At 63.0% G+C, this 13,119-nt stretch carries 11 protein-coding genes and 1 pseudogene; 5 read left to right on the top strand and 7 right to left on the bottom strand.

All coding sequences use genetic code 11. The annotated features are described in order from the left end of the window. Nucleotides 1–34: 34 nt before the first annotated feature. Together AC56QX_RS28785 and AC56QX_RS28780 are read left to right on the top strand one after the other, a co-directional pair. Nucleotides 35–1,201 (top strand): acetyl-CoA acetyltransferase, encoded by a 1,167-nt coding sequence (locus AC56QX_RS28785; protein ID WP_497111869.1) that lies wholly within the window; start codon nt 35–37, stop codon nt 1,199–1,201. A gap of 28 nt (nt 1,202–1,229) precedes the next feature. Beyond that, on the top strand, nt 1,230–2,234 hold the full coding sequence (locus AC56QX_RS28780; RefSeq protein ID WP_497111867.1) for an asparaginase: 1,005 nt from the start codon (nt 1,230–1,232) through the stop codon (nt 2,232–2,234). 9 nt (nt 2,235–2,243) lie between these two features. Here the strand turns inward: AC56QX_RS28780 and AC56QX_RS28775 are convergent, their stop codons facing one another. Continuing rightward, nucleotides 2,244–3,617, bottom strand: coding sequence for a TIGR03808 family TAT-translocated repetitive protein (locus AC56QX_RS28775; RefSeq protein WP_497111865.1), 1,374 nt, complete (start codon nt 3,615–3,617; stop codon nt 2,244–2,246). 120 nt (nt 3,618–3,737) lie between these two features. On the opposite strand from AC56QX_RS28775, the gene greA reads away from it, so the two are divergent. Then, entirely contained in the window at nt 3,738–4,211 is a 474-nt protein-coding gene (gene greA, locus AC56QX_RS28770; protein ID WP_497111864.1) for a transcription elongation factor GreA, read from the top strand. Here the strand turns inward: greA and AC56QX_RS28765 are convergent. The 4 genes and pseudogenes from AC56QX_RS28765 to AC56QX_RS28750 form a co-directional block, all read right to left on the bottom strand. Further along, complete coding sequence (locus AC56QX_RS28765; RefSeq protein WP_497111863.1) at nt 4,208–4,594, bottom strand: type II toxin-antitoxin system death-on-curing family toxin; 387 nt, start codon at nt 4,592–4,594, stop codon at nt 4,208–4,210. The two genes, greA and AC56QX_RS28765, sit on opposite strands and share 4 nt — an antisense overlap. Then, nucleotides 4,591–4,821, bottom strand: coding sequence for an AbrB/MazE/SpoVT family DNA-binding domain-containing protein (locus AC56QX_RS28760; RefSeq protein ID WP_477444493.1), 231 nt, complete (start codon nt 4,819–4,821; stop codon nt 4,591–4,593). Before AC56QX_RS28760 ends, AC56QX_RS28765 begins: the two co-directional genes overlap by 4 nt. Nucleotides 4,822–4,891: 70 nt before the next feature. Continuing rightward, on the bottom strand, nt 4,892–7,015 hold the full coding sequence (scpA, locus tag AC56QX_RS28755) for a methylmalonyl-CoA mutase (RefSeq protein ID WP_497111861.1): 2,124 nt from the start codon (nt 7,013–7,015) through the stop codon (nt 4,892–4,894). Next, a pseudogene (locus AC56QX_RS28750) lies at nt 7,012–8,453 on the bottom strand (methylmalonyl-CoA mutase subunit beta). Before AC56QX_RS28750 ends, scpA begins: the two are co-directional and overlap by 4 nt. 336 nt (nt 8,454–8,789) lie before the next feature. Between AC56QX_RS28750 and AC56QX_RS28745 the strand changes: the two are divergent. Further along, the gene (locus AC56QX_RS28745) at nt 8,790–10,337 is read left to right on the top strand and encodes a helicase HerA-like C-terminal domain-containing protein (RefSeq protein WP_497111859.1); all 1,548 of its coding nucleotides are present in this window, start codon (nt 8,790–8,792) and stop codon (nt 10,335–10,337) included. Between the two features lie 91 nt (nt 10,338–10,428). Here AC56QX_RS28745 and AC56QX_RS28740 read toward each other — a convergent pair whose 3' ends face one another. Together AC56QX_RS28740 and AC56QX_RS28735 are read right to left on the bottom strand one after the other, a co-directional pair. Further along, nucleotides 10,429–11,253, bottom strand: a complete 825-nt coding sequence (locus tag AC56QX_RS28740) for a L,D-transpeptidase (RefSeq protein ID WP_497111858.1) — start codon at nt 11,251–11,253, stop codon at nt 10,429–10,431. A gap of 169 nt (nt 11,254–11,422) precedes the next feature. Beyond that, the gene (locus AC56QX_RS28735; RefSeq protein WP_497111857.1) at nt 11,423–12,085 is read right to left on the bottom strand and encodes a haloacid dehalogenase type II; all 663 of its coding nucleotides are present in this window, start codon (nt 12,083–12,085) and stop codon (nt 11,423–11,425) included. 155 nt (nt 12,086–12,240) lie between these two features. Between AC56QX_RS28735 and AC56QX_RS28730 the strand changes: the two genes are divergently transcribed. After that, nucleotides 12,241–13,119, top strand: a complete 879-nt coding sequence (locus AC56QX_RS28730) for a branched-chain amino acid aminotransferase (RefSeq protein WP_497111856.1) — start codon at nt 12,241–12,243, stop codon at nt 13,117–13,119.

Here is a 13,119-nt window from a genome sequence, read left to right as displayed (position 1 = left end):
AAAGGCTAGGCTGGCGCCAAGGATGGAGACCGCCATGACCGCATGCATCGTTGGCTGGGCGCATTCGCGCTTCGGCAAGCTCGAAGGCGAGACGCTCGAAAACCTCATCGTCAAGGTGGCGACGGGCGCGCTCGACCATGCCGGCATCGGCCCGGACGAGGTCGACGAGATCGTGCTCGGCCATTTCAACGCCGGCTTTTCGGCGCAGGATTTCACCGCCAGCCTGGTACTTCAGGCAGACGACCGGCTGCGCTTCAAGCCGGCGACGCGCGTCGAGAACGCTTGCGCCACGGGATCGGCGGCGGTCAGGCAAGGCATCCGCGCCATCGACGCCAATGCCGCCCGCATCGTGCTGGTGGTTGGCGCCGAGCAAATGACGACGACGCCCGGTCCGGAAATCGGCAAGAACCTGCTGAAAGCGTCCTATCTGCCGGAGGACGGCGAAACGCCGGCCGGTTTCGCCGGCGTCTTCGGCAAGATCGCGCAGGCCTATTTCCAGCGCTATGGCGACCAGTCGGATGCGCTCGCCATGATCGCCGCCAAGAACCACAAGAATGGCGTCGACAATCCCTATGCGCAGATGCGCAAGGATTTCGGCTACGAATTCTGCCGCCAGGAGAGCGAGAAGAACCCCTTCGTCGCCGGCCCGCTCAAGCGCACGGACTGCTCGCTGGTCTCGGACGGCGCCGCCGCCCTTATCCTTGCCGACACCGGGACGGCACTGAAGATGCGCCGCGCCGTCGCCTTCCGCGCCAACGAGCACGTGCAGGATTTCCTGCCGATGTCGAAGCGCGACATCCTGTCCTTCGAGGGCTGCGAGCAGGCCTGGACCCGCGCTCTGAGGAACGCCGGCGTGACGCTCGACGATCTGTCCTTTGTCGAGACGCATGACTGCTTCACCATTGCCGAACTGATCGAATATGAGGCGATGGGCCTGGCTAAGCCCGGCGAGGGCGCCAGACTGGCGCTGGACGGCACGACGGCGAAGGACGGCCGCCTGCCGGTCAATCCCTCCGGCGGACTGAAGGCCAAGGGCCATCCGATCGGCGCCACCGGTGTCTCCATGCATGTCTTGACCGCCATGCAGCTTGTCGGCGAAGCCGGCGGCATCCAGGTGGCGGGCGCAAAGCTCGGCGGCATCTTCAACATGGGCGGCGCGGCGGTCGCCAACTACGTTTCCATTCTCGACCGGATCAGGTAAACCGCCCCTGCATTTTGCGGGAGGTGATATGTCAAATCCGGTTCTGATCGAAGTCCTGCGCGGCGCGATCGTCGAGAGCGTGCATCGCGGTGCCGTCGCGGTCTTCGATGCCGACGGCAAGCCGGTCCTGGAGATCGGCAATACCGCGAAGCCGGTGTTTCCGCGCTCGGCGGTCAAGGCGATCCAGGCCTTGCCATTGGTCGAAACGGGTGCTGCCGATGCCTACGGCTTCGGCAACCGCGAACTGGCGCTGGCCTGTGCGTCGCATTCGGGCGAGCCGGCGCATGTCGAACTGGCGCGGTCCATGCTGGCCAAGGCCGGTTTGGACGGGTCGGCGCTCGAATGCGGCGCGCATTGGCCCTCGAACCATGATGCGGAGATTGCGCTCGCACGCGCCGGCGGTTCGCCCAACGCTTTGCACAACAATTGCTCCGGCAAGCACTCCGGCTTCCTCTGCACCTGCATCCACTCGGGCATTGCGCACCGCGGCTACGTCAAGTCTGGACACGCCTTACAGGAGATGGTGCGTGACGCCATGCAGTCGGTCACCGGCGCTGTCCACAGCGCGGATGAGCGGGCGACCGATGGCTGCTCGATCCCGACCTATGCGGTGCCGCTGAGGAGTTTCGCGCTCGGCTTTGCCCGCATGGCCACGACATCAGGTTTTGGTCCAGAGCGAGCCAAGGCGGCGAAGCGTCTGTTTGCGGCCTGCATGGCAGAGCCCTTCTTCGTCGCCGGCACCGGCCGCGCCGATGTCGCTTTTATGGAAGCAGCACCTGGCCGGATTTTTGCAAAAGGCGGGGCCGAAGGTGTCCACTGCAGCGCGATACCGGAACTTGGCCTCGGCATTGCGATCAAATGTGATGATGGTGCAGGCCGCGCCGGCGAGGCCATGGCTGCCGCCGTCCTTGCCAGGCTGCTGCGTGCCGATGAGGCCGTGGCGGCGAAGCTGCTCGAACTGGCGAACGCACCGATCGAAAGCCGGGTCGGCGCCAAGGTCGGAGCACTGAGGCCGACGCCAGCCTTGAATTGAAAACTGCTCTCAGCTGACGCGGTTGCGCTCAACCGTCAGATGCGCAAAGCCGCTGCTGCTCAACTGGGTCAGGTCTGATGTCACCGGCTCGGCCCAGCGCTGACCGATGACGGCGCCGTTCAGCGCGCCGTCGATGACGTTGTCGGAGATGACGGCCGTGCCGGCGCCTTCGACCACGCTGACGACAATGCCGGTGCCTGCCTTGCGGATGATGTTGCCCGTGGCCACCACATTGCGCAGATACGGCCCCCAGCCGATCGACATGCCGTAGAGCGGTGCGTTCTCGATGACATTGTTGGAAGCGATGGTGTCGGCCTCGACGGCGATGCCGACGCCGAAGCCGGGCGGATCGGCAGTGTAGGGGCCGCTGGTCGACAAATTGCGTACGATGTTACCGGAGCAGACGCCCATGCGGCCGCCTTCGTTGAAGTTGACGATCGAGATGCCGTTGGCCGCGCCATCGACGATGTTGTTGCTGATGACGGCACCCTCGAACGAGAATTCGGAATAGACTGCGGTCTCGCCCGAGCGCGAACAGGTATTGCCGGAGATCTGCAGATTGCTGGAACTGTTGGCGCGGATCGCCGAGAAAGCGCAGTCCGAAACGACATTGCCCGAAATGATGACATTGCCGGCGCGGAAGGCGTTGATGCCATTGCCGTTCTGGCCGGTTCCGCCGCTGCGCGCGCCGATGCGTTCGACTCGGTTGCCGGTGACCATGGTGCCGTCCTCCGCCGCTTGCCAGCGATGCACCAGGATGCCGCCATTGGCGCAGTCGGAGACGGTGTTGCCCGTGATCGCCAGTCCGGCCGCCTCGACCGAATAGATGCCGGCGTCCGCCGCGCCCGATATGTCGGAGCGTTCGATGCGGCCCGCCGCGTGTTCCAAGGCAAGTCCATTCTTGCCGCTGCCGGTTATCTGGCAATTGTCGATGACGAGATGGCCGACCCGGCGCAGATCGAGCAACCCTTGCGCATAGTCGCCCATCGAGCGGTTAGAACCGTCGAAGACCAGCCCGCTCAGTTCGATATGGTCGGCCTGTTCGGTCATGAAGAGGTGGCCGTCGCCGCCATAGACGATCCGCGTTGCACCCGGCACGCCGGAAAGACGCACGCGGCTGGGCAGTGAAAGGTTCGACACCACATAGGTACCCGCCGGCAGGAACACCGGTATGTCGCGCTCGTTCGCGTCACGCAGCAGCTTGGCGAAGGCCTTGCTCTGGTCGTCGAATGTGCCGGGCTGCACGCCAAGTTCGGTGGCATTGATCGAGCCGCGCATCGAGGCTTTTTCGATCCCAGCCAGGCTGGCCGCCGCCTTGCCGAGCGAGAGGCCCATGACGGCAAAGCCGGCGGTTCCGGTCAGCAGTGTTCGCCTGTTCAACATCGGCACAGAATCCCAGTGTTCGACCATAACACCGCAGGAATCGTGCCAGACGTCCTGTTCCGCTTCACGACGTATCGACAATGACTTGTCGAGCAGCCACTCGAGGCCTAGGTTCAGGGAATGAGCAGAGCTTTTACCCGCGAAGAAGACAGCGAAAATGCCATCGCCGGCGTCGGCGAGCGGCCGATCAGCACGCACCGCAACCTGGTGACGGAGCGCGGCCTGGCGCAGATCGAGGACAATCTGGCCGATCTGCGCGACATCCTGGCGAAAGCCGAGAAGAAAGCCGATCGCGAGCGCATCGCGGTCGTGTCGCGCGACCTGCGCTACTGGACGGCCCGGCGCGAAAACGCCGAACTGTCCGTGCCGGAGCCCGACAGCGACGTCGTCCGCTTCGGCATGGGCGTCACCCTGGAAGGCGATGACGGCAAGAAGGTGCACTGGAAGATCGTCGGCGAGGACGAGGCCGATCCGGCCAAGGGCACGATTTCCCACGTCTCGCCAATGGCGGTCGCTCTGTTCGGCAAGAAGATCGGCGAGGTCGTCACGGTCAACGGCAAGGAATGGGAAATCGTCAAGCTGTCGGACAGTTAGTCTTCAAGCTTGACGACATGATCGCGGAAAAAAGCTGCGGCACCCACTTCATCAATCTCGCCAGCGGCAACCATCAAGACCAGTTGAATGACGTCCTGCTGGTCTGCCTCGACGCTCAATCCGTTGAAATAGAGAAACAGATCGGCCGCTGCAAAGGCGGCGCGCTTGTTGCCATCAACGAACGGGTGGTTCTTGGCGATGCCGAACAGATAGGCGGCTGCGAGTTCGCACAGATCCGGTTCGCCATAGATCTCTCGCTGCTGTGGACGGGAGAGCGCCGACGCCAGCATTCCCTCATCGCGGATACCTGCCGCCCCACCATGCAGGCGCAACTGCTCAGCGTGAAGCGACTCCACGAATTCCCGCGAATGATGCTCGGTCATTTCGCGAGCGCGCGGTAGGCAACCTCGTACTTTTTCATCCGCTCACGAGCGATCTTCATCTTGCGCTCGAATTCTTCGGCGCTGTCCTCGGTGCGGCGTAAACGAAGCTCATCGCCTTCCTGGACGATGACGATGCTGTCGCCGGCCTTCATGTTCAAACGCTCGAGCAGATCCTTGGGCAGGATCACACCCTCGGAATTGCCGATCTTGCGTATGATTGTGTTCATGATGGATGCCTTGTTGCAACGTCAATTATAACTCGATAGCAATTCTGTTGCAACGGAAATTATAACAAGCCTATCGAACTGCCAGCAGCCGATCCAGCAACCGATCCGCCGCTTCAGGAATAACAGTCCCCGGCGGGAAGATTTCCGCCGCACCGGCTTGCAGCACCGCGTCGTAATCCTGCGGTGGAATGACGCCGCCGGCGACGATCAGCATGTCGCCGCGGCCGAGTTTTTTCAGCGCGTCGCGCAATTCGGGGATGAGCGTCAGGTGCCCTGCCGCCAGCGATGAGGCGCCGATGATATGGACGTCATGCTGAACCGCCAGTTTGGCAATCTCTTCAGGCGTCTGGAACATCGCCCCGACGGTGACGTCGAAGCCGAGATCGGCGAAAGCAGTGGCGATCACCTTCTGCCCACGATCGTGGCCATCCTGTCCCATCTTGGCAACGAGAATGCGCGGCTTGCCGCCAGTTTTTTTCTCGAAGGCGCTAAGCTTGTCGTGCAGCCCGTCGACCACCGGATTGTCGCCAAGCGCCTTGCGGTAGACGCCGGAAATGGTCTGCACCGTCGCAACGTGCCGGCCAAAGGCTCTTTCAAGCGCAAACGAAATCTCGCCGACCGTGGCATTGGCGCGCGCGGCACGGATGGCGAATTCCAAGAGGTTCTCATTGCCTTGCGCGGCACGGGTCAGCGCATCGAGCGCGCTTTCGACCGCTGCAACCTCGCGCGTGCCCTTCAGCCGCTGCAGCTTCGACAATTGCCGGGCCCTGACCTCGGCATTGTCGATCTTCAGCACATCGACCTCGATATCGTTCTCCGGGCGATGCGCGTTGACCCCAACCAGCATCTGCTCGCCGGAATCGATGCGCGCCTGCGTGCGTGCCGCCGCTTCCTCGATGCGCAGCTTCGGAATGCCTTGTTCGGTCGCGGCGGCCATGCCACCGAGCGCCTCGACTTCCTCGATATGGGCAAGCGCGCGCGTCGCCAGATCATGGGTGAGCCGTTCGAGATAGGCTGAGCCGCCCCACGGATCGATGATGCGCGTGGTGCCGGATTCCTTCTGCAGGATGAGCTGCGTGTTGCGGGCGATGCGCGCCGAATGATCGGTCGGCAGCGCCATTGCCTCGTCGAAGGAGTTGGTGTGCAGCGACTGGGTGTGGCCCTGCGTGGCCGCCATCGCCTCGATCATGGTGCGGATGATGTTGTTGTAGGGGTCCTGCGCCGTCAGCGACCAGCCGGACGTCTGGCAATGGGTGCGCAACGACAGCGAGCGCTCGTCCTTCGGCGCAAAATTCTTCTTCATCAGCGTCGCCCACAGCAGGCGCGCGGCCCTGAGCTTGGCCACTTCCATGAAGAAGTTCATGCCGATCGCCCAGAAGAACGACAGGCGCGGCGCGAAGCGGTCGATATCGAGCCCCGCCGCGACACCGGCGCGGGCATATTCGATGCCGTCGGCGATCGTATAGGCGAGTTCCAGATCGGCCGTCGCACCGGCTTCCTGCATGTGGTAGCCGGAGATCGAGATCGAATTGAATTTCGGCATGTTCTTCGACGTGTAAGAGAAGATGTCCGACACGATCCGCATCGAGGGCTTTGGCGGGTAGATGTAGGTGTTGCGGACCATGAACTCCTTCAGAATGTCATTCTGAATGGTCCCGGCCAGATCCTTCTGCGCAACGCCCTGTTCTTCCGCCGCGACGATATAAAGCGCCATGATCGGCAGCACCGCGCCGTTCATCGTCATCGACACCGTCATGTCGCCGAGCGGAATGCCGTCGAAGAGCTGCCGCATGTCGAGGATGGAATCGATGGCGACGCCCGCCATGCCGACATCGCCGGCGACGCGCGGGTGATCGCTGTCATAGCCGCGATGCGTGGCCAGATCGAAGGCGACCGAGAGGCCTTTCTGGCCGGCGGCAAGATTGCGCCGGTAAAAGGCGTTGGACTCTTCGGCCGTGGAGAAACCGGCATACTGCCGAATCGTCCAGGGCTGCTGGACATACATGGTCGGGTAGGGGCCGCGCACGAAGGGCGGCAAGCCTGGATAGGTGTCGAGGTGCGGCAGGCCCTTGAGGTCGCCCTGATTGTAGAGATGCTTGACGACAAGCCCTTCCGGCGTCGCCCGCTGGCCCTTGACCTCGACCGGTGCGCGGCGTGGCGGCACCCAGCCGATCTGACTGAAATCCGGGATCAAGAGGCGGCCCCGATGGATTGGTCGATGCGGACTGGAAACAGCGGTTCGCACAGGACGACACCTTCGGTGAAGGCAGGCCGCTGCTCCGCGTCCAGGGTCTCGACCGGACGCTCGCTCTTCTGCGGATAGAGCGTGGTGCCGATGATGGCTCGCTCGCCGGCTTTGAAGGCGGCGTCGCGACGGGCGGCCGCTGCGCGAACGCGCTGCTGGATGTGTCCGTCCCGAAGGCTGGACAATACGCCTCCTTCGGCCTCGATCGTCTGCAATTCCGCCCAGGCGGCTTCGCAAAGGTCTGCCGTCAGCGTTTCCACCGCGCCGGACCCATAGGCGGGATCGGCGACGTGATCGACATGGCTTTCATTGGCCATGATCAGCTGGGCGTTGCGCGCGACGCGGCGGGCAAAAGCCGCCGGCAGGCCGTGCGCGATGGTATGCGGCAGGATGGAGATCGAATCGGCTCCCCCGCCGCCGCGGCGAAGCAGCCGATCGTCGTGCGCAGGATGTTGGTCTCGGGGTCCAATGCCGTCATCATCCGAAATGATGTCTCGGCATGGATGTTGGCCGTGGAATTGGGGATCGAGCAGGCTTCCTGCACCCGTGCCCACAGCCTGCGCAAAGCCCGCACTTTGGCCATCGACAGGAACTGGTCCTGGTCGACGCTGAGCGCGAAGCCGATATGCGGTGCGGCATAGACGAGTGGCTGCCGCGCCTTCTCGAACATTCTGAGATACGAGACCGCCGAACCCAGCATGATGCCGAGTTCCTGCGCCTCGGTGGCGCCGGCATTGTGGAAGACGCGACCGTCCGCTTCCAGCAGCACGCCGGGAACGCCCATCGAGAAGAAATGCGCCAGCGATTGCGGCATCGATTCCTGCAGCGCCTCGATCGACATACGCAGCCGGCCAGTTCCTGCAAGGATAGCCGCTGGGTCGATGCCGAAGGAGAGGTTGAGCTTTGCCGGATCGGAACGGCGCTTGCTCAGGAACGCCACCAGCCAGTCGGCCATGGGGCGGCTCCACGGATGGGTATCGATGCGGATCTGGATCCGGTTGAGGGGCACACCCTCCAGCACCGTTTCCAGCGCCTGTGCGGTCCTCGGCAGACCGTAGCCGAATGCGTTCGGAGCACCTTCGAAGACGAGCGACAATCCCGTCGCGCCCTGCGCGATATCATCCAGAACCTGCGCCTTGGCACGATCGACATTAGGGTCGTCGACGCGCTGGCTGACGATCCAGGGCGATCGGGGATTCGCACGCACGATTGGCTCGGCCCCGGTCGCACGGTCGTAGAGTGGCTCGATGCGGATGGTGTCGTCGGTGTGCGAGACCAGCTTTTCCTCGAAGGATGCGCCGGCCAACGCCTTTTCCGCCAGGGCCAGCCAACGCTGGCGCTCCGCGTTCACAGGTTCAGCATCCCTAGTCAAGGCTCCGGCGCCCATCCATCCTCCTCGTTTCATGCGGCCGCACCAGCCGGGAGCATTCAGTCTACGGTCCCCGGTTCATTACCGCAATGCAATGCACTTCCGAGGGCTGAATTCGATCCGCCAGATATATAGGGCGGCTTGCATGGACGAACCATGAACGATTGCCAAACACCAGCAAAATCCGCAAGTTCCAAAAATCCGCTTTCGGCGATGGGTCCGATTGGGACGATTGGCCCCGTTTTGGATGACCGGCCCCGATCTAGATGATCGGCTTGTCGCTATGCAACAGCCTCACTATACCTTCGGGCAAAGGCTGGCTTTTTGACACATTAGTTTGCGGAGACCCGACATATGGCTGACGACACCAGTATTTTCATCGGCGCCAGCCGCAAGCCCGACGACAGTTATCAGCGTGCCGAGCAGCTGTTGCTGCAATATGGGAATCGCCATGGCCTGGTGACCGGTGCGACCGGCACCGGCAAGACCGTTACCTTGCAGATCCTGGCCGAAGGTTTTTCGAATGCCGGCGTGCCGGTGTTCTGCGCCGACATCAAGGGCGACCTGTCCGGCATTTCCATGATGGGCACGGCGCAGGATTTCCTGGTCAAGCGGGCAGCGCAGGTCAAGCTCGATCCCTATGACTTTCAGGAATTCCCTGTCATTTTCTGGGACCTGTTCGGCGAGCAGGGGCATCCGATCCGCGCCACCGTCTCTGAGATGGGGCCGCTGCTGTTGTCGCGGCTGATGAACCTCACCGAGGCGCAGGAAGGCATCATGAACATCGCCTTCCGCCTGGCCGACGAGGAAGGCCTGCTGCTGCTCGACATGAAGGATCTTCAGGCGCTGCTGGCCAACATCGCCGAGCGCGCCGACGAGATCGGCTCGCGCTACGGCAATGTGACCAAACCTTCCGTGGGAGCTATCCAGCGCACGCTGCTGGTCCTGGAGCAGCAGGGTGCGGCGCATTTCTTCGGCGAGCCGGCACTGCGGATCTCCGACATCATGCGCACCACCCGGGATGGACGCGGTGCGATCAGCGTGCTCGCCGCCGACAAGCTGATGATGAACCCGCGGCTCTACGCAACCTTCCTGTTGTGGCTGATGTCGGAACTCTTCGAGGTGTTGCCGGAAGTGGGCGATCTCGACAAGCCGAAGCTGGTGTTCTTCTTCGACGAGGCGCATCTTCTGTTCGACGAAGCGCCGAAGGTGCTGATCGATCGCGTCGAACAAGTCGTCCGCCTGATCCGCTCGAAAGGTGTCGGCGTCTATTTCGTCACGCAGAACCCGCTGGATATCCCTGAAAAGGTCCTGGCCCAGCTCGGCAATCGCGTCCAGCACGCGCTGCGCGCCTACACGCCGCGTGAGCAGCAAGCGGTGAGGACGGCGGCGGAAACGTTCCGTCCCAATCCCGATTTCGATTGCGCCGTCGCCATCACTCAGCTCGCAACCGGCGAAGCGCTGGTCTCGACGCTGGAGGCCAAAGGCATTCCGTCCATGGTTCAACGCACCTTGATCCGGCCGCCGTCGTCGCGGCTCGGGCCGATAACTCCTGCCGAGCGGCAAAAGCTGATCGCGGAAAGCCCCGTCACCGGACAGTACGACGAGGTCATCGACCGCGAATCGGCCTTCGAGATGCTGCAGAAGAAGGCCAAGGAGGCGCAGGACGCCGAAGCGCAGGCGCAGCAGGCCGGCACCGGCGGCTCGCGCTGGACCATTCCCGGCTTTGGCGATGACGATCCGTCGCCGCAATCAGGTGGCCGCCGCGCGCCGGCGCCGCGCCCGTCCAATCGCCAGACGGTGGCCGAGGCCGCGATCAAATCGGTAGTACGCTCGGTCGGCTCGTCGGTCGGACGCGCCATCGTGCGTGGGATCCTGGGGAGCCTGTCGAGAGGCCGCTGAGCTTATGCCAAGGCAGCAAAGCCTCTACTGCCTTACAGCGCCGCGCGTTCCCTTGAACACGTGGCGCTAAGCATTTCCGTAGACGGCCAACTCAGAAGATCGCGTCCGTTACTGCCTTCACCGGTCCGAGCAGGACCGATCCGTCGGGCACGCCAGAATCGATCGGGATAGCCTTGCGGTTGGCCGTCGCCGCCATCGCCTGACCGATATCAGCGGTCACGATGACCGGCGTCTTCTGGGGCACGCGATCATAGAGATCGATGATGTCCTGGTTCATGAAACGAACGCAGCCTGATGAAACCGACTTGCCGATCGATTTCCATTCCGGCGAACCGTGCAGGCGGTAGAGCGTGTCGACGTTGCCCTGGAAAAGATAGAGCGCGCGCGCACCGAGCGGGTTCTTCAGCCCGCCGGGCATGCCGCCATTGTCGGCGCTGTATGGCTTCAATTCCGGCTGCCGGGCGATCATTTCATCTGGCGGCGTCCATTTCGGCCACTTCTGCTTCCACTGGACGACGGCATCGCCAGACCATTCGAAGCCGGCGCGGCCGAGGCCGACACCATAGCGGATCGCCTGGCCGCCCGGTCGCACCAGATAGAGATGATGTCCGGTCGTATCGACGACGATGGTGCCAGGCTTCTGCCCCGTCGGATCGGGCACGATCTGGCGCAGGTACTGCGGATCGATTCTTTCGAACGGTATGGCCGGAAGGTCGAAACCGCCATCGCTGACGGCCGCATACATCGTCGCGTAGTCGGGCAGAGGCGGTTCAACATAAGTCGGCGGTGGCGGCTGGACCGGTTCCGGCCCGGTGGTGGCGCATGCGGAAACCGCAATCGAGGCGGCGCCTAGTGCAGCGGCATTCAGGAAGCCGCGACGGCTCAGGCGAAAGGATTCGATTTCGGTATTGGACATGGTTGCCTTCTTTAGGTCGGAAATCGCAACAAAGCGTGAATTCGCCGACCGTTGTTACGAGGTGCCTGACAACACCTGAGACGATAGGCGGTTCCGATTCTGGCCCGAACGTGGACAAACAAAGGCGAAGGTGTGACTGCGCCGCCACTGTGGCGCCAGGGCCACAGCCCTAGCTGCCGGACACCAACGCTTCGAGGGTTGGCAGGATCAGGGCCGGCGGGAAGTCCCGGTATTCCTCGGGTTGGTTCGAACGATTGATCCACACCGTGCGGAAGCCGAATTTGGTGGCGCCCGCAATGTCCCAGCGATTGGAGGACTGGAAGGACACCGCGCCGGGATAAAGGCGCCAGCCGGTGGCGACCATGTCGTAGACCGCCGGATCGGTCTTGAAGCGCTGCACCGCATCGACCGAATAGATGTCGTCCAGGACCTGGTCGAGCGCGGCGGATTTAACCGCCGCTTCCAGCATTTCGGGCGAGCCGTTGGAGAGGATCGCCAGCCTGGCTCCCGAGGCCTTGAGCGCCTTCAGCACGGCCGGCACTTCCGGGTAGCAATCCAGCCGCCAGTAAGCTTCCAGCAATTTTGACCTGAGACCGGGATCTGCTGAAGGGACCTTGCGCAGGGCGAAGTCGAGCGCCTGTTCGGTCAGTTGCCAGAAGTCGGCATAGGCCCCCATCAGCGTGCGCACCCAGGAATATTCGAGCTGCTTGGCGCGCCAGATTTCGGACAGCAACTGGCCGTCGGGCCCGATCTGATCGGCATGGCGTCGCACGGCGGCATGCACGTCGAACAGCGTGCCGTAGGCGTCGAAAACATAGGCGGCGTATTGCATGGCGACAGTTTTGAGGCGAGGCGGGGCAAGGTGCAAGCCTTGATTGCATCGCGCCAGTCGCTGGCCTCAACAAAACTCCCCGATGCCCGTTGACGGCAGCGGCCAAAGCATCATCCAATGTTGTCACACAAGATTGATCGGAACGGGACAACGCGATGACACTGGCGGCAGCGGCGCAATCCGTGACATGGACCTTCGTCGATGGCGACTGGTACGAGGGCAATGTCGCCATTCTGGGGCCGCGCAGCCACGCCATGTGGCTGGGCACCAGCGTTTTCGACGGCGCGCGCTGGTTCGAGGGCGTGGCGCCCGACCTCGACCTCCATGCCAAGCGGGTGAACGCCTCGGCGATCGCGCTTGGCCTCAAGCCGAACATGTCGCCCGAACAGATCGTCGGGCTGACTTGGGATGGATTGAAGAAGTTCGACGGCAAGACGGCAGTCTATATCAGGCCGATGTACTGGGCCGAGCATGGCGGCTATATGGGCGTGCCGGCCGATCCCGCTTCGACCCGTTTCTGCCTTTGCCTCTATGAATCGCCGATGATCTCGCCGACCGGGTTTTCGGTGACCGTGTCGCCGTTCCGGCGTCCGACCATCGAAACCATGCCGACCAACGCCAAGGCCGGCTGCCTCTATCCCAACAATGGCCGTGCCATCCTTGAAGCCAAGATGCGTGGCTTCGACAACGCGCTGGTGCTGGACATGCTGGGCAATGTCGCCGAGACCGGAAGCTCCAACATCTTCCTGGTCAAGGATGGCCACGTGCTGACGCCGGCGCCGAACGGCACCTTCCTGTCCGGCATCACCCGCTCGCGCACGATGACGCTGCTGGGCGAGTATGGATTCAAGACGACGGAAAAGACGCTGTCGGTGCGCGATTTCCTCGAAGCGGACGAAATCTTCTCGACCGGCAACCATTCCAAGGTGGTGCCGATCACGCGCATAGAGGATCGCAATCTGCAACCTGGGCCGGTGGCCAAGAAGGCGCGCGAACTCTATTGGGATTGGGCGCATTCGACGTCGGCTGGCTGA

It is taken from the genome of Mesorhizobium sp. RCAM 06353, from assembly GCF_059683585.1.
The sequence above is the reverse complement of the archived record's forward strand: the minus strand, read 5'-3'. Positions and strand labels throughout refer to the sequence as shown.

What these genes read in the sequence shown, in the direction of transcription:
- AC56QX_RS28775 (WP_497111865.1), bottom strand. Translation starts at nt 3,617, where the DNA reads ATGTTGAACAGGCGAACACTGCTGACCGGAACCGCCGGCTTTGCCGTC.
- AC56QX_RS28780 (WP_497111867.1), top strand. Translation starts at nt 1,230, where the DNA reads ATGTCAAATCCGGTTCTGATCGAAGTCCTGCGCGGCGCGATCGTCGAG.
- AC56QX_RS28745 (WP_497111859.1), top strand. Translation starts at nt 8,790, where the DNA reads ATGGCTGACGACACCAGTATTTTCATCGGCGCCAGCCGCAAGCCCGAC.
- greA (WP_497111864.1), top strand. Translation starts at nt 3,738, where the DNA reads ATGAGCAGAGCTTTTACCCGCGAAGAAGACAGCGAAAATGCCATCGCC.
- AC56QX_RS28735 (WP_497111857.1), bottom strand. Translation starts at nt 12,085, where the DNA reads ATGCAATACGCCGCCTATGTTTTCGACGCCTACGGCACGCTGTTCGAC.
- AC56QX_RS28740 (WP_497111858.1), bottom strand. Translation starts at nt 11,253, where the DNA reads ATGTCCAATACCGAAATCGAATCCTTTCGCCTGAGCCGTCGCGGCTTC.
- AC56QX_RS28765 (WP_497111863.1), bottom strand. Translation starts at nt 4,594, where the DNA reads ATGACCGAGCATCATTCGCGGGAATTCGTGGAGTCGCTTCACGCTGAG.
- AC56QX_RS28730 (WP_497111856.1), top strand. Translation starts at nt 12,241, where the DNA reads ATGACACTGGCGGCAGCGGCGCAATCCGTGACATGGACCTTCGTCGAT.
- AC56QX_RS28785 (WP_497111869.1), top strand. Translation starts at nt 35, where the DNA reads ATGACCGCATGCATCGTTGGCTGGGCGCATTCGCGCTTCGGCAAGCTC.
- AC56QX_RS28760 (WP_477444493.1), bottom strand. Translation starts at nt 4,821, where the DNA reads ATGAACACAATCATACGCAAGATCGGCAATTCCGAGGGTGTGATCCTG.